The sequence below is a fragment of the Bradyrhizobium betae genome (genome assembly GCF_050632175.1).
In the GTDB taxonomy this organism is placed as follows: domain Bacteria; phylum Pseudomonadota; class Alphaproteobacteria; order Rhizobiales; family Xanthobacteraceae; genus Bradyrhizobium; species Bradyrhizobium betae_B.
The window spans coordinates 4,219,187-4,233,522 of sequence record NZ_CP192576.1; the positions used below are offsets into that span (position 1 = coordinate 4,219,187).

The following is a 14,336-nucleotide window of genomic DNA, read 5'->3' on the forward strand; positions in this document are numbered from 1 at the left end:
CAGCGGGCGGGGCGAGACCGTCTCGCTCCGCCGCGTCCCGCTAATGCAGCTTCTTGCGGAGTGCCTTCAGCGCCTCACGCTGCGTCTCGATGTACGCGGCGATGGCCTTGCGCAGCTCCTGCGAATGGAGCTTGTCGGTGTCGCGCAGCACTTCGTCGAGCGCGGCGTCAGCATTGGCGAGCGTGATCTTCATCTGCGAGCCTCGTTACGAAGCGGCCCCGGAATGCCTCCCGGCTCCAGTTCGCAGCATATAAAGGTTTGGCGCGCGGAAATTGAGCTGGGTCAAGCTCCGTAAGATACCGGGGGACGCCGTAGGATCCCGGATAACGTCGAAGAGGTTTAGAATGTCGGCGGCGTGCAGGCCGAGATCACTTCGCACGGCTTGCCGCCGACGCAGCGGAAGCGATGCGGGCGCCGGCTCTCGAAATAATAGGCATCGCCGGGATTGAGGATACGGCGTTCGTCCTCGACGGTGACTTCGAGCTTGCCTGAGATGACGATGCCGCCTTCCTCGCCGTCATGGACGAGGTGAACGCGCCCGGTGTCGCTGCCCGGCTCGTAGCGCTCCTTCAGGATCTGCAGGCTGCGGCCGAACAGATTGTCACCGATCTGCCGATAGGAGATCGGCTTCTTGCCGACTTCGGTCAGCTCTTCCGAGCGGTAGAAGATCTTGCGGCGGCTCTCCGGCTCCAGCGCGAAGAACTCGGCGAGCCCCATCGGGATGCCGTCGAGGATGCGCTTGAGCGCGCCGACCGACGGGTTCATCTGGTTGGATTCGATCAGCGAGATCGTCGAATTGGTGACGCCGGCGCGCTTGGCGAGCTCCCGCTGCGACAGCTTGTGGTGCGCCCGGATGAATCGCAGCCGTCCACCGATGTCGACGCTCATGGTCTGTCCTTGCCCTGGTCCCTGTTGCAGGTGTTGCGGATCGCGCAAATATGGACCCGCAGCTCCAGTCAAATCAATGGCTTGCAGCTTACCAGAAAAGGACTTGTTGCGGTTCCGAAGCCGTGCCTCTGCTAGCGGGTCAGCAAAGGAGCGTGGCCCGTGACCCTTCATCAGATTCCGAACACCATCAAGACCGACTCGTTCTGGATGCCATTCACGGCCAACCGTCAGTTCAAGAAGGCGCCGCGCCTGTTCTCCTCTGCCGAGGGCATGCATTACACCACCGTCGACGGCCGCAAGGTGATCGACGGCTCCGCCGGCCTCTGGTGCGTCAATGCCGGCCACGGCCGCAAGCAGATCGCCGCCGCGGTCGAGCGGCAGCTGATGACGCTGGACTTCGCGCCGTCGTTCCAGATGGGCCACCCGCTGGCATTCGACTTTGCCGAGCGCCTCGCAGAGATCGCGCCGAAGGGCCTCGACCGCATCTTCTTCACCAACTCCGGCTCCGAGTCGGTCGATACCGCGCTGAAGATCGCGCTCGCCTATCACCGCGCCAATGGCCAGGCGAGCCGCACCCGTTTGATCGGCCGCGAGCGCGGCTATCACGGCGTCGGCTTCGGCGGCACCTCGGTCGGCGGCATGGTTGCCAACCGCCGCGCCTTCACGACCCTGCTGCCGGGCGTCGACCACATCCGCCACACCCATGATCTCACCCGCAACGCTTTCGCCAAGGACCAGCCGGAGCATGGCGCCGAGCTCGCCGACGATCTCGAGCGTCTGGTCGGCCTGCACGGCGCCGAGACGATCGCCGCCGTCATCGTCGAGCCGGTACCGGGCTCGACAGCGGTGCTGCCGCCGCCGAAGGGCTATCTCAACCGCCTGCGCGAAATCTGCGACAAGCACGGCATCCTGCTGATCTTCGACGAGGTCATCACCGGGTTCGGCCGCCTCGGCACGCCGTTCGCCGCCGATTTCTTCGGCGTCACGCCGGACCTGATGACGACGGCCAAGGGCATCACCAACGGCACCTTGCCCTGCGGAGCGGTGTTTGCGCACCGCAAGGTGCACGATGCCATGATGATCGGCCCGGAAAACGTCATGGAGCTGTTCCACGGCTACACCTATTCGGCGCACCCGACCGCCTGCGCCGCCGGCATCGCGACGCTCGACATCTACAAGGACGAAGGCCTGCTCACGCGCGGTGCGTCGATCGCCGAATACTGGCGCGATGCGCTGCACTCGCTTAAGGGCCTGCCCAATGTCATCGACATCCGCAATTGCGGCTTGATGGGCGCGGTGGAGCTGTCGCCGCGCGACGGCGCGGTGGGTGCGCGCGGTTACGACGTGATGGTCGACTGCTTCAATCGCGGGCTCTACTTCCGCATGAGCGGCGATAGCTTCGCGCTGTCGCCGCCGCTCATCGTCGAGAAGAGCCACATCGACGACATCGTGTCGATCCTGGGTGATGCCATCAAGCGGGTGGCCTGACAATTGCTCTCGCCGTTGCGAGTTGTTTCCTTGCAGCGGCGAGCGTGATGCCGCGGGAGTTTGACGAAGCGTGAAAGTTCTGATCCTCGGCAGCGGTGTCATCGGCGTCACCTCTGCCTACTACCTCGCGCGTGCCGGCCATGAAGTGACGGTGGTCGACCGTCAGCCCGAGCCGGCACTGGAGACCTCTTTCGCCAATGCCGGCGAGGTGTCGCCCGGTTATTCCTCACCCTGGGCCGGGCCCGGCGTGCCGGTGAAGGCGATCAAGTGGCTGCTGATGAAGCACGGCCCGCTGGTGATCCGGCCGAAGCTGGATCCCGTGATGTGGGTCTGGCTCACCAAGATGCTGCGCAACTGCACCAGCGCGCTACGCGGTCAACAAGAGCAGGATGATCCCGATCGCGGAATACAGCCGCGATTGCCTGCGCGATCTGCGCCGCGACATCGGCATCCAATATGACGAGCGCGCGCAGGGCACGCTGCAGCTGTTCCGCTATCAGGCCCAGCTCGACGGCACCGGCGAAGATGTCGCCGTGCTCAAGCAGTACGGCGTGCCCTACGAGACGCTGAGCCGCGAGGGCTGCATCGCGGTCGAGCCGGCGCTATCAGGCGTGAAGGAGAAGTTCGTCGGTGGCCTTCGGCTGCCGCAGGACGAGACCGGCGACTGTCACATGTTCACGCAGGCGCTGGCCAAGCACGCCGAAGCGCTGGGCGTGCGCTTCCTTCTCAACACCGGCATCGACCGCATCGTCACCGACGGCGCGCGTGTCACCGGTGTCGCGACCAGTGCGGGCGTGCTCCAGGCCGACGCTTACGTGCTCGCGCTCGGCAGCTATTCGTCGCAGATGGTCGCGCCGCTCGGCATCTCGCTGCCGGTCTATCCGGTGAAGGGCTATTCGATCACCGTGCCGATCAAGGACGCCTCGGGCGCGCCGGAATCGACCGTGATGGACGAGAGCTACAAGGTCGCGATCACCCGCTTGGGCGATCGCATCCGCGTCGGCGGCACCGCCGAAATCTCCGGCTTCTCGACCAAGCTCTATGATGCGCGCCGCGCCACGCTCGACCACTCGCTGACCGATCTGTTCCCGCGCGGCGGCGATCTCTCCAAGGCGACGTTCTGGAGCGGCCTGCGCCCGATGACGCCAGACGGCCCGCCCGTGATCGGCGCGACCAAGTACGCCAATCTCCACCTCAACACAGGCCACGGCACACTCGGCTGGACCATGTCCTGCGGCTCCGGCCGCGTGCTCGCGGATCTGCTGTCAGGCAAGAAGCCGGATGTCGATGTCAGTGCGCTGACGGTGGATCGGTACAATCACCGGTTCGGGTAAGACTCTATCCTTTCGTCATTGCGAGGAGCGCAGCGACGAAGCAATCCAGAATCTTTCCGCGGTGAGACTCTGGATTGCTTCGCTTCGCTCGCAATGACGAAAGAGGAGAATTTACCCCGCCCCCGTCACGCAATTCACCCACAGCACCACGGCCTTCGCATCCTCGGCCGGATTGGAAAACCGGTGCGGCCGCCGGCTCGCAAATCTAAAACTGTCGCCCGTCTTTAGCGACCACGTCTGGCTGTCCACCGTCAGCATCATCTCGCCCTCGAGCACGAGGCCGGCTTCTTCCCCGTCATGGGTGTAGAGTTCGTCGCCGGTTGAGCCGCCGGGCTCCAGATGCACAAGAAACAGATTGAGCTTGTTGTCGGCGCTGGCCGGGCTCAGCAATTGCTTGGAGACACCGGTGCGCCAAAGCTTCAACTCGGGGCGTTGCAGCCCGCGCGTCACCACCTGATCGGAGGCACCGTCGGCGCTCGGGCTCGCGCCGAACAGCGCGGCGATGCCGACGCCGAGCACATCGGCGAGCGTTGCCAGCACGCGCAACGACGGCGATGACAATCCGCGCTCGATCTGGCTGAGGAAGCCGATCGACAGCTCCGTGCGCGCGGCGACCGTCTCAAGCGAGAATTGCCTGACACGCCTGAGATCACGGATGCGGCGGCCGACCGCGACGTCCATTGCCGGCTCCGTCGGCGTCGCGCTAGCCTTCGGCTTCTTCACCGCTTTCGCAGCGGCCGGTTTGCGCATTCTTTTGCCACCGCTCACGTCAAACCGCTTCCTTCATGTGCATGAAAACCACTTGCATCACTCGCGAAAGTGTGACCAAATTTTCATATTGGTGAAAATAGGCCGAAACGGCTCGGCCCGCAATGTCTGCGAACACGACATTTGCGAGCGCCGCACCGGCCGGACCCAAAGGGGAATGCGATGAAGCGTTTTGGTCTGGCCGCGGTTGCGGCGCTCGCAATTTCGGCAGCTATGCCCGCTTCGGCGCAGCAGGTGCTGAAGGTCGGCTCGACGCCGACGGGCATTCCCTTCACCTTCCTCGACACCAAGACCAATACCATCCAGGGCATCATGGTCGATCTCGTGACCGAAGTGGGCAAGGATGCCGGCTTCAACGTTCAGATCGAGCCGATGCAGTTCTCGGCGCTGATCCCGTCACTGACCTCGAGCAAGATCGACATCATCGCCGCCGCGATGTTCATCACCGCGCCGCGCAAGGAAGTCGTCGACTTCTCCGACCCGATCTACACCTATGGCGAAGGCCTGGTGGTGCCGAAGACCGACACCAAGGCCTATGCGACGCAGGACGATCTGAAGGGCGAGACGGTCGGCGCCCAGGTCGGCACCGCCTTCGTCGATGCGCTGAAGAAGTCCGGCCTGTTCGCCGACGTCAAGGCCTACGACACCATCCCCGACATTCTGCGCGACGTGAACACCGGCCGCCTCAAGGCCGGCTACGCCGACTATCCGATCCTCGCCTACAATCTGAAGCAGGGCGGTTTCCCCGAGGTGCGTCTCGTCGACGGCTACAAGCCCGTCACCGTCGGCTCGGTCGGTATCGGCGTGCGCAAGGGCGAGGCCGCATTGCTCGGCAAGATCAACGCGTCGCTGGCCAAGCTGAAGGCCAACGGCACCATCGACAAGATCCTCGGCAAATGGGGCCTGAAGGCACAGGGCTGATCGTCAGGGGCCGATCGATGAAGGGGCTTTGAAGGCTTGCCGATGAAAGGCTTCTGGCACGACGCCTTCGAGTTCTTCCCGATCCTGATGAGCGGCGTCGTTTTGACGATCCTCGTCACCATCGGCTCGCTGCTGCTCTCGACGGTGTTGGGCCTGATCTGGGCGATGATGCGGGTCTCCGGCATCAAGGCGCTGTCGTTGCTCAGCGCCAGCCTGATCAACGTAATCCGCGGCATCCCGATCATCGTGCTGCTGTTCTATCTGTACTTCGTGATGCCCGATCTCGGCGTCACGCTGTCGGCCTTGCAGGCCGCGATCCTCGGACTCGGCATCGCCTATTCGGCCTACCAGGCCGAGAACTTCCGCGCCGGCATCGAGGCGATCGACAAGGGCCAGATCGAGGCGGCGCAGTCGATCGGCATGGGCTGGTGGCTGACCATGCGCCGCGTGGTGCTGCCGCAGGCGGTGCGGATCGTGCTGCCGCCCTATGGCAACGTCATGATCATGATGCTGAAGGATTCCTCGCAAGCCTCGACCATCACGGTGGCCGAACTCGCGCTGCAAGGCAAGCTGATCGCGTCATCGACCTTCAAGAACACCAACGTGTTCACGATGGTGGCGCTGATGTATCTCACCATGAGCATTCCGCTGATCCTGCTGGTTCGTCATTTCGAGAAGCGGGCCGGCAAGAAATGATCGAGCTCACCGACGTCCACAAGAGCTTTGGCCAGAACGAGGTGCTCAAGGGCATCACGGCATCGGTCCAGAAGGGCGAGGTGGTCTGCATCGTCGGGCCATCAGGCTCGGGCAAGTCGACGATCCTGCGCTGCATCAACGGGCTCGAAAGCTACGACCGCGGCGAGATCAGCATCGAAGGCCTCAAGGTCGATCGCGATGCCTCGTCGATCGTGAAGGTTCGCACCCAGGTCTCGATGGTGTTCCAGCGGTTTAATCTGTTCCCGCATCGCACGGCGCTCGAAAACGTCATCGAGGGACCGCTCTACGTCAAGAAGGAAGCGCGCGCTGTGGCGCTCGAGCGGGGCCGCGCGCTGCTTGCGCAGGTGGGTCTCGCCGAAAAGGCCGACGCGCATCCGCCGCAGCTCTCCGGCGGCCAGCAGCAGCGCGTCGCGATCGCGCGGGCGCTGGCGATGCAGCCCAAGGCGATCCTGTTCGACGAGCCGACCTCGGCGCTCGATCCCGAGCTCGTCGGCGACGTCCTCGGCGTCATGCGCAAGCTCGCCGACGACGGCATGACCATGGTGGTCGTCACCCACGAGATGGGCTTTGCCCGCGACGTCGCCGACCGTGTGCTGTTCATTGACGGCGGCGTCATCGTCGAGCAGGGGCCGGCCAAGGCGCTGCTCAATCAACCCCAGCATCCGCGCACGCAGGACTTTTTGCGTCGTGTGCTGCACCCGCTCTGATCGGTTCGCCATGACTGCGCGCCTGCCCCTGCCGCCCTCACTCTATGCCGACACCGCCGTTGCACCGGTTGCCACGCCGCCGCTCGACACGGACAAGAACGTTTCCGTTGCGATCATTGGCGGCGGCTACACAGGCCTGTCCACGGCGCTGCATCTGGCGGAGCAGGGTGTCGAGGCCCTGGTGCTGGAGGCGCAGGAGCCCGGCTGGGGTGCATCGGGCAACAATGGCGGCCACACCAATCCCGGCTTGAAGCACGATCCCGACCAGATCGAAGCAGATTTCGGCGTCGAGCTCGGCCGCCGCATGATCGACTTCGCCTACGGCACCACCAACTTCACGCACGATCTGATCCGCCGCTACCAGATCCCGTGCGAGGCGCGGCAGAACGGCACGCTGCGCACGGCGTATAACGAGGCCAGCGCCGCTGCGATCGAGGCGACCGCGCAGCAGTGCATCCGTCGCGGCATGCCCGTGACCTATCTGAACCGCGAGCAGCTGCGCGAGATGACCGGCACCGACCGCTATATCGGCGGCATGCTGGACAGCCGCGGCGGCGATCTGCATCCGCTCAGCTACGCGCGCGGCCTCGCGCGCGCCGCGATCTCGGCAGGGGCGAAGGTCCATGGCGAAACGCCGGCGCTGTCGCTCCGCCGCGACGGCCGCCGCTGGCGCATCGAGACGCCGCGCGCGATCGTGCATGCGGACAAGGTGTTGCTCGCCACCAACGGCTTTACGGATGATCTCTGGCCTGCGCTCCGCCGCACCATCGTGCCGGTGTTCTCCTCGATCGCCGCCACCGCGCCGCTGTCGGACGAGGTCGCCCGCTCGATCATGCCGACGCGTCCGGTGCTCTACGAAAGCGGTCACATCACGGTGTACTACCGCATCGACCAGAACAACCGTCTGTTGATGGGCGGCCGCGGCCCGATGCGCTGGATCAGCGCGCCGAACGATGTCGCCTATCTCATGCGTTATGCCGAGCGGCTCTGGCCGCAGCTCAAGGGTGCCACCTGGACGCATGGCTGGAACAGCCGCCTCGCCATCACCGGGGATCATTATCCGCATGTGCACGAGCCTGCGGAGGGCGTCCTGATCTCGCTCGGCTGCAACGGCCGCGGCGTCGCGCTCTCGACCGCGATGGGCGCCCAACTCGCCCGCCGCCTGATCGGCGGCGCCAGGGCCGGGATCGACATGCCCGTCACCGGCATCAAGCCGATCTCGATGCATGCATTCTGGCCCGTTGGCGTGACGACCGCCGTGATCGCGGGGCGTGTCAGGGACCGGCTGGGGATTTGAAGCACTGGTTGCTGCAACGCGAGTGCGCTCCCTCTCCCGCTTGCAGGAGAGGTTAAAGAGCCCGTTGCTGACCGAGTCTGCTCAGCCTTCCGCCACCGCATCGGCCCACGGCTGGAAGATTTCAACCGCGCCGGAGTTGATCTCGCCCTCGCGCATCACCACGCTCGGGCAGGCGAATTTCTGCGGCAAGGCCTGCACCTGGGTCTCCTCGTAATCGAAGCGCGCGGCGAGCGCCTTGCGGGCGTCCGCCGGCAGGCGGGCGTCGCCGATCACGATCGCGCCTTCGCTGGCGTCGATGCGTGGCTGGTGGATGGCGGCATCCAGGTCCATGCCGAAATCCATCACGAACGACGCGAGCTGCATCACCGACGGCAGGATGCGGCGGCCGCCGGACGCACCGATCGCGAGGCGTTTGCCATCCTTGGTCTCGGCGATGACAGGGGTGTAGTTGGTCAGGCAGCGCTTGCCGGGCGCGAGCGAGTTGGTGGTGCCGGGCGTCGGATCGAACCACATGATGCCGTTGTTCATGGCAATGCCGGTGTGCGGCGTCACGTATTTCGAGCCGAAGGACGAGAGTAGCGTCTGCGTCACCGCTGCGATGTTGCCGTCGCGGTCGACCACGGAGAAATGCGTGGTGCAGGCCGGTGCCAGATACTCCGCGCCGAGCGAGCGCTTGCCTGCGGCGTCGCCCATGTCCTTGAGCCGCTCGGCATAGGCAGCTTGCAGCGCGAGCGCATATTCGCCATAGGCGGCCGCATCGGGCGTGCCTGCCGGTTTCAGAGTCTCCTGCAGCAGGCGCAGCGCATGCGCCAGCGTCGGTCCGGCCGTGAGCTCCGGCGTCGCGATGACCTTGCCGCCACGATAGGGGATCGCCAGCGGCTCGCGCGGATGGGCGCGGAATGCGGCGAGATCCTCCACCGAGAGCGAGCCGCCGTCGGCCTTGATGTCCGAGGCGATGCTCCTGGCGAGATCGCCCTGGTAGAAATCGCGCGGGCCGGCTTCGGCAAGATGCGACAGCGTCGCCTTCAGATTGTCCAGCCGCAGCCGCGTCTCGGACTTGACGCCCCACGGCGCGCTCGGCGGCAGGCCGTCCTTCAGGAACGTGGCCGCGCTTCCGGGGTAGCGCCTGAGATCGGCGGCCGAGTTCGCGATCGTCAGCGTGGTCCACCAGTCGACCAGCATGCCTTCGCCCGCGAGCGCGACGGACGGCGCGACCAGATCCTTCCACGGCAGCTTCGCGTGGCGGCGATGCGCCTCCTCCATGCCGGCGACGACGCCGGGCACGGCGACCGCGCCGGGGCCGTGGATGTTGCGGTCGTCCTTCACCCGCGGCCACGGGAAGAGATCGGAGGCTGCGCCCGCGCCGCTGAGCGGATAGTCGGCGGTGCGCAGGCTTTGCGGCGCACACATGCCGTAGTCGATCACCTCGTAGCGATTTTCCTTGGCGCGGTAGAGCACCATCGCACCGCCGCCGCCGATACCGCTGTTCCAGGGCTCCAGCACGTTCAGCGCCATGGTGGTCGCGACGATCGCGTCCACGCAATCGCCGCCCGCCGCCAGCACCTGCGCCCCCACTTCGGCCGCCCGCCGCGATTGCGCGGCGACGATGCCGCCCTTGGTCTTGATGGCGGGTTTGCGGACGGATTGGGCGAGACTGAATTGATGAGGCATGATGTCGTCTTGTCTGTTGTCGTCGGTTGTCTTGGTTGGCGGAGCGCGCGGACAATGGCACATTGCGGCAAACGAGAACAATCCAAAGGGAGAACCGACATGGCAGGTGTGAAACAGGCGCGGGATGGCGCGGTCGGGATATTGACGCTGGACGAGCCGGCGAGCCTGAACGCGATGACACCGGACCTGCTCGGCGCGCTCGCCGCTGCGGTGGCCGAGATGACGCGGGACGAAAGCGTTCGCGCCCTGGTCCTCACTGGCGCCGGGCGCGGCTTCTGCTCAGGACAAAATCTGAAGGCATCCGAGGCGCTCGGCGAGGACATCGCCGCCGGCGTGATGCGGTTCTACTGGCCGGCCTTCAGGGCGCTGCGCGAATGCCGGGTGCCCGTCGTCGTCGCCGTCAACGGCGTCGCGGCTGGCGGCGGCTTCAGTCTTGCGATGGCCGGCGACATCATTGTTGCGGCGCGGTCGGCGAGCTTCATCCAGGTATTCAGCCGCATCGCGCTGGTGCCGGATCTCGGCTCGACCTGGCTGCTGCCGCGCCTGATCGGCCGGCAGCGGGCGATCGAGCTGATGCTTCTGAACGAGCCGCTGACGGCCGAGCGGGCCCAGGAGATCGGCCTGGTGCGGCAGGTCGTCGATGATACGAAGCTGATGGAGGAGGCGATGACGCTGGCGCGTCGCCTGGCGGAGGGGCCGACGCTCGCTCTGGTCGCAACCCGCGCGCTGATCGAGGAGAGCGAGCATGCGACCTATGAGGCGCAATTCCGCCGCGAGATCGAGCTTCAGGCCGCGATCCGCCGGAGCGCCGATGCGGTCGAAGGCCGCAACGCCTTCGTCGAGAAGCGCAAGGCGAAATTCATGGGCAAATAGCGGAGGGGTGGCGGACCGCGCTCAGCGCGTGCGGTCCAGCCGGCTGGCCTGATATTTGGCGTGCCATTTCGGCCCCGGGCCGCGCATGTAGTGAAGTTCGGGGCGGTAAGGTTTGCCGGCAATCCGCACCAGCTTCTGCCATTTGGCGGCGATGAAGCTCAGGGGCTGGCAGAGCAGGGTCAGTGAAGCGAGCAACATGGCATCACCTCAATGCGGCTTGCCGAGCATGGCGGTGAAGGGGAGATCGAAAATCTCCTCGCCGTCGGAGCCGCTGACATGAATCACCCAATCGCGCCAGTCCTCGGTGCCGGGCGTCTGGATCATCGAGCTCATGATCTGGGCGGCACGGTCGCGCGCCTCGGTCAGGCTGGTCACCGCGGTGCCGCTGCGATCGATCAGCGTGCCGTCGGTATTGGAGCAGTGAAAATAGACCTGAACCATATTCGTCTCCTATAGGGAGCGATCGGGATGGCAGACCGATACCATCCGAAGCATGCGCGAAACATTCGGGTCGAGCCCGGTAAGGGAAGTTACGGATATTGGTCGGCACCAAGGTCGTTACAGGTTTAATCACAGGCGGGTGATGACCAACTGGACGGCGTTCCCTCGACATGGAACAAGTCTGCGCGGAAAGTTTGGGGAGGCTGCCGTGCATCACCTCACATTCTGGCGCGAACGTCGCTACCGGCGCCTGTTTGTCGCTGCTGTTACTGGGGGGCTGCTCAGCCTTGCATCGGGAGCCTCCTCCGAACCGGTGAGGAAAAGCGGCTACGCGATCGGCGCGGAGCTCTGCGGCAGCGGCGATCTCGCCTTTCCCAGACTCCAGATCGACATGAAGGCGGGATTTTGCGTAGGCCTCGTCGCCAGCGAAGAGGATCACCTCAAGTTTCCGCGCTCGATCGTCCAGGTGCCGGGCCGTGAGCTGTTCGTCGTGGCCGACATGGGCGGCTGGGGCCACGCCGATGGCAGGCTGCTGCTGCTCGATCCGCATGCGCCCCAAGGGCAGAGATTCAAGGAACTGCTGACCGGCATCGAATATCCGTTCGGCCTCGTCATCGGACCGGACAGGAAGCTCTATGCCTCGACAGCCGAGACGATTTTCCGGTTCGACCCGATCGCGGACAATCCGCGCGGCACGGTCGAGACCATCATCCGTCACATGCCCGGGCGCCGGATCCGGTTGCCTGACGGCAGCAGGCTCGACGAGAGCGCGCATCCGCTGAAGCAGTTCGTTTTCGACAGGAACGGGCGGCTGTTCGTCAACATCGGCTCGCACAGCGACGATTGCATCACGCCGGCGCCGATCACGCGGCCTTGCGCGGCCGCCGAAGGCGGTGCCGCGATGGCGTCGATCTGGCTGTTCACGCCGCCCGCGGGCGGTGTCTTTCCGGCGTTGAAGCCGAACGATCCGGATCCGCCTCATCTGGTTTACGCGCGCGGCTTGCGTAATTCGATGGCGTTGGCGCTGCATCCGAACTTTCCCGATGCCGGCTATGCCTTCCTGCAAGGCGAGAACGGCCGCGACCTGCCGGATATCTTCAAGCCCAACGAGGAGCTCAACGCGATCGAGCAGGGCAAGCATTATGGCTGGCCCTATTGCTATGATTTGTCGACGCCGAGCCCCGAATTCAGAACCGTGCTGCAGTCCGGCGTCTACAAGTCGCTGTGCACGGCCAATGCGCTCTACAGGCGACCGCTCTCGCTGATGCCGCCGCACGGCGCCCGCTGGCGATGGTGTATTATCACGGCGCGAAATTCCCGGAGCTCGAAGGCAAGCTGCTGGTCGGCCTGCACGGCTATCGCCCGACCGGCAGCCGCGTGCTCGTCTACGACGTCGACGACCACGGCTTCCCCAGGCCGAGCCCTCCGCCGGTGCGCTATCGCGTCAGCTGCGCGGCCGATCCGACCCGCAGCTTCCAGACCGACGCGGGGGAGGTTGCCGCCGCGCCGTTCGAGGAGCTGATCGCCGGCTGGCACCGCGTCAACGGCGCGCGGCCGCAGGGCGCACCGGTCGGCATGACCGTCGCGGAGGACGGCGCGATCTGGCTGGTCGAGGACAAGAACCAGACCGTGATCCGGATCGATCGCGCAGCGGGCGATCCGCCGCCGCCGCTGCCCTGCGATACCCGCAGCCAGGCGGTGATCGACCAGCTCGCAGCCTTCGTCGCCAGGGACGCGCAGAACCGGGTTCGGCTGACCACGCTGCGCAAGGGGCTCGTCGAGAAGCACTGCGTCGGCTGCCATTCGGATTTTGGTCTGAAGCCGGGACAACCGGATGCGGAGAAGGACGCAACGGTGCTCCGCTTCATGCTGGCGCAGGACGGCTGGATCTATCCCGGCGATCCCAACGCGGGCAGGCTGCGCACGCGGCTACGCGGGATCGGCGCGGAGAAGCTGATGCCGCCGGGCGGCGAGACATTGCCGAAGACCGAGCCCGGCTATGCCGGTCTGCTCGATACCGCCGACATGCTCGTTGCGAGAATGGTCCCGGGCACGCGGATGTGGATCAAGGCGGGACCGCCGCAACGCAAGTTCTTCAGCAGAGCCAACAAGGAATGCGGCGAAATACCGGCCTCCAAGGTCGTCGTCGTGACACAAAGGAGCGCTGTAGACAAACCCGGCTTCAGCCGATTCTTCCGGCCGGCCGATCCCTATTTGAATGGCGAGTGCAGCGACGACGATGGCTATTACATCCGGCATGAATTTCTGGTGCCTGTGCAGTAGCGTTTGTCTCATTCTCGCGGTCTCGTCGGCCCGCGCGGAAACGAGACTGTTCGAAAGCGTGCAGGTCACGCCTGCCAGCGAATACACGTTCGGCATCGAAGGGCCCGCCGCCGATCTCGATGGCAATCTCTTCGTCGTGAACTTCGGCAAGCCCGGCACAATCGGCAAGCTGCCGGCGGGCGGCGCGGCCTCGGGGCCGTTCACGGCACTTCCCGAGGGCAGCGTCGGCAACGCGATCCGTTTCGATCGAAGCGGCGCGATGTTCATCGCCGACTACAAGAAGCACAACATCTTCATCATTCCCAAGGGCGCGACCGAGCCCTCGGTCTGGTTTCACTCCGACGAGATGAACCAGCCCAACGACATCACCATTGCGCGCGACGGCACGATCTATGCGAGCGATCCGAACTGGAAAGGTCGCGAGGGCCACATCTGGCGGATTGCGAGAGCCGCCGACGGTTCGGTGCAGGGGCGGGTGATGTCCGCGCCGCGCGCGATGGGCACCACCAACGGCATCGATCTCAGCCCGGACGGCAAGACGCTTTATGTCGGGGAATCCAGCAGCGGCCAGATCTGGTCGTATGCGATCAATGGCAACGAGCTCACGGACGCAAAGCTGATCAAGACGTTCCAGCCCGACACCGTCGACGGCCTGCGCACCGACGTCGCCGGCCGTCTCTATATCGCACGCATCCTCAAGGGCACCATCGCGCTGATGAAACCGAACGGCGCAGTCGAGCGCGAGATCACGCTGAAGGGCAAGGAGCCGACCAACCTCGCTTTCGGCGGCAGCGACGGCAAGACCGTTTTCGTCACCCAGCGCCAGGGCGGCTTCATCGAGTCTTTCCGCACCGATCAGCAGGGCCGCGAGCACTGCCTGCAGCGCGGGCGTTGCTGAGCATCAGAGGCGGTCTGCTTCCGGCGCAGGACGGCGCGACGGGGACGGCA

The 14,336-nt window shown here is 65.3% G+C and carries 13 protein-coding genes and 2 pseudogenes; 9 read left to right on the forward strand and 6 right to left on the reverse strand.

Annotated features, from left to right (window positions below; translation table 11 throughout):
- Positions 1-40 precede the first annotated feature (40 nt).
- Both ACQ86E_RS20355 and ACQ86E_RS20360 read right to left on the reverse strand, forming a co-directional pair.
- On the reverse strand, positions 41-193 hold the full coding sequence (locus ACQ86E_RS20355; protein ID WP_431201502.1) for a hypothetical protein: 153 nt from the start codon (positions 191-193) through the stop codon (positions 41-43).
- Positions 194-339: 146 nt separating this feature from the next.
- Positions 340-888: a cupin domain-containing protein gene (locus ACQ86E_RS20360; RefSeq protein WP_015688264.1), complete on the reverse strand. Its 549-nt coding sequence runs from the start codon at positions 886-888 to the stop codon at positions 340-342.
- 159 nt (positions 889-1,047) lie between these two features.
- On the opposite strand from ACQ86E_RS20360, the gene ACQ86E_RS20365 reads away from it, so the two are divergent.
- Positions 1,048-2,376, forward strand: coding sequence for an aspartate aminotransferase family protein (locus ACQ86E_RS20365; RefSeq protein WP_431201503.1), 1,329 nt, complete (start codon positions 1,048-1,050; stop codon positions 2,374-2,376).
- A 70-nt stretch (positions 2,377-2,446) separates the two neighbouring features.
- Positions 2,447-3,710: pseudogene (locus ACQ86E_RS20370) on the forward strand (D-amino acid dehydrogenase).
- A gap of 111 nt (positions 3,711-3,821) precedes the next feature.
- On the opposite strand, the gene ACQ86E_RS20375 reads toward ACQ86E_RS20370, so the two are convergent.
- Entirely contained in the window at positions 3,822-4,460 is a 639-nt protein-coding gene (locus tag ACQ86E_RS20375; protein ID WP_431201504.1) for a helix-turn-helix domain-containing protein, read from the reverse strand.
- A 180-nt stretch (positions 4,461-4,640) separates the two neighbouring features.
- Between ACQ86E_RS20375 and ACQ86E_RS20380 the strand changes: the two genes are divergently transcribed.
- Genes ACQ86E_RS20380 through ACQ86E_RS20395 form a run of 4 tightly spaced genes read left to right on the forward strand, consistent with a single transcriptional unit; the run spans position 4,641 to position 8,120 of the window.
- Positions 4,641-5,399: an ABC transporter substrate-binding protein gene (locus ACQ86E_RS20380; RefSeq protein WP_431201505.1), complete on the forward strand. Its 759-nt coding sequence runs from the start codon at positions 4,641-4,643 to the stop codon at positions 5,397-5,399.
- A gap of 42 nt (positions 5,400-5,441) precedes the next feature.
- Positions 5,442-6,095 (forward strand): amino acid ABC transporter permease, encoded by a 654-nt coding sequence (locus ACQ86E_RS20385; protein ID WP_431201506.1) that lies wholly within the window; start codon positions 5,442-5,444, stop codon positions 6,093-6,095.
- On the forward strand, positions 6,092-6,823 hold the full coding sequence (locus ACQ86E_RS20390; protein WP_431201507.1) for an amino acid ABC transporter ATP-binding protein: 732 nt from the start codon (positions 6,092-6,094) through the stop codon (positions 6,821-6,823). Before ACQ86E_RS20385 ends, ACQ86E_RS20390 begins: the two co-directional genes overlap by 4 nt.
- Before the next feature lie 10 nt (positions 6,824-6,833).
- Positions 6,834-8,120 carry an NAD(P)/FAD-dependent oxidoreductase gene (locus ACQ86E_RS20395; protein ID WP_431201508.1) on the forward strand — a complete coding sequence of 429 codons (1,287 nt, stop codon included), beginning with the start codon at positions 6,834-6,836 and terminating at the stop codon, positions 8,118-8,120.
- Positions 8,121-8,201: 81 nt separating this feature from the next.
- On the opposite strand, the gene ACQ86E_RS20400 is transcribed toward ACQ86E_RS20395, so the two are convergent.
- Entirely contained in the window at positions 8,202-9,791 is a 1,590-nt protein-coding gene (locus ACQ86E_RS20400) for a gamma-glutamyltransferase family protein (protein ID WP_431201509.1), read from the reverse strand.
- 99 nt (positions 9,792-9,890) lie between these two features.
- Between ACQ86E_RS20400 and ACQ86E_RS20405 the strand changes: the two genes are divergently transcribed.
- Positions 9,891-10,664, forward strand: a complete 774-nt coding sequence (locus ACQ86E_RS20405) for an enoyl-CoA hydratase-related protein (RefSeq protein ID WP_431201510.1) — start codon at positions 9,891-9,893, stop codon at positions 10,662-10,664.
- A 21-nt stretch (positions 10,665-10,685) separates the two neighbouring features.
- Here the strand turns inward: ACQ86E_RS20405 and ACQ86E_RS20410 are convergent, their stop codons facing one another.
- Together ACQ86E_RS20410 and ACQ86E_RS20415 are read right to left on the reverse strand one after the other, a co-directional pair.
- Positions 10,686-10,862 (reverse strand): hypothetical protein, encoded by a 177-nt coding sequence (locus ACQ86E_RS20410; protein WP_431201511.1) that lies wholly within the window; start codon positions 10,860-10,862, stop codon positions 10,686-10,688.
- A 9-nt stretch (positions 10,863-10,871) separates the two neighbouring features.
- Positions 10,872-11,105 (reverse strand): DUF6894 family protein, encoded by a 234-nt coding sequence (locus tag ACQ86E_RS20415; protein ID WP_015688253.1) that lies wholly within the window; start codon positions 11,103-11,105, stop codon positions 10,872-10,874.
- Between the two features lie 208 nt (positions 11,106-11,313).
- Between ACQ86E_RS20415 and ACQ86E_RS20420 the strand changes: the two are divergent.
- Both ACQ86E_RS20420 and ACQ86E_RS20425 read left to right on the forward strand, forming a co-directional pair.
- A pseudogene (locus ACQ86E_RS20420) lies at positions 11,314-13,388 on the forward strand (PQQ-dependent sugar dehydrogenase).
- On the forward strand, positions 13,345-14,286 hold the full coding sequence (locus ACQ86E_RS20425; protein ID WP_431201512.1) for an SMP-30/gluconolactonase/LRE family protein: 942 nt from the start codon (positions 13,345-13,347) through the stop codon (positions 14,284-14,286). The pseudogene ACQ86E_RS20420 and the gene ACQ86E_RS20425 overlap by 44 nt, the downstream one beginning before the upstream one ends.
- Positions 14,287-14,336 lie beyond the last annotated feature (50 nt).

Coding starts and splice junctions, on each gene's coding strand:
- ACQ86E_RS20355 (WP_431201502.1), bottom strand. CDS start 193: ATGAAGATCACGCTCGCCAATGCTGACGCCGCGCTCGACGAAGTGCTG.
- ACQ86E_RS20360 (WP_015688264.1), bottom strand. CDS start 888: ATGAGCGTCGACATCGGTGGACGGCTGCGATTCATCCGGGCGCACCAC.
- ACQ86E_RS20375 (WP_431201504.1), bottom strand. CDS start 4,460: ATGCGCAAACCGGCCGCTGCGAAAGCGGTGAAGAAGCCGAAGGCTAGC.
- ACQ86E_RS20380 (WP_431201505.1), top strand. CDS start 4,641: ATGAAGCGTTTTGGTCTGGCCGCGGTTGCGGCGCTCGCAATTTCGGCA.
- ACQ86E_RS20385 (WP_431201506.1), top strand. CDS start 5,442: ATGAAAGGCTTCTGGCACGACGCCTTCGAGTTCTTCCCGATCCTGATG.
- ACQ86E_RS20390 (WP_431201507.1), top strand. CDS start 6,092: ATGATCGAGCTCACCGACGTCCACAAGAGCTTTGGCCAGAACGAGGTG.
- ACQ86E_RS20395 (WP_431201508.1), top strand. CDS start 6,834: ATGACTGCGCGCCTGCCCCTGCCGCCCTCACTCTATGCCGACACCGCC.
- ACQ86E_RS20400 (WP_431201509.1), bottom strand. CDS start 9,791: ATGCCTCATCAATTCAGTCTCGCCCAATCCGTCCGCAAACCCGCCATC.
- ACQ86E_RS20405 (WP_431201510.1), top strand. CDS start 9,891: ATGGCAGGTGTGAAACAGGCGCGGGATGGCGCGGTCGGGATATTGACG.
- ACQ86E_RS20410 (WP_431201511.1), bottom strand. CDS start 10,862: ATGTTGCTCGCTTCACTGACCCTGCTCTGCCAGCCCCTGAGCTTCATC.
- ACQ86E_RS20415 (WP_015688253.1), bottom strand. CDS start 11,105: ATGGTTCAGGTCTATTTTCACTGCTCCAATACCGACGGCACGCTGATC.
- ACQ86E_RS20425 (WP_431201512.1), top strand. CDS start 13,345: ATGGCTATTACATCCGGCATGAATTTCTGGTGCCTGTGCAGTAGCGTT.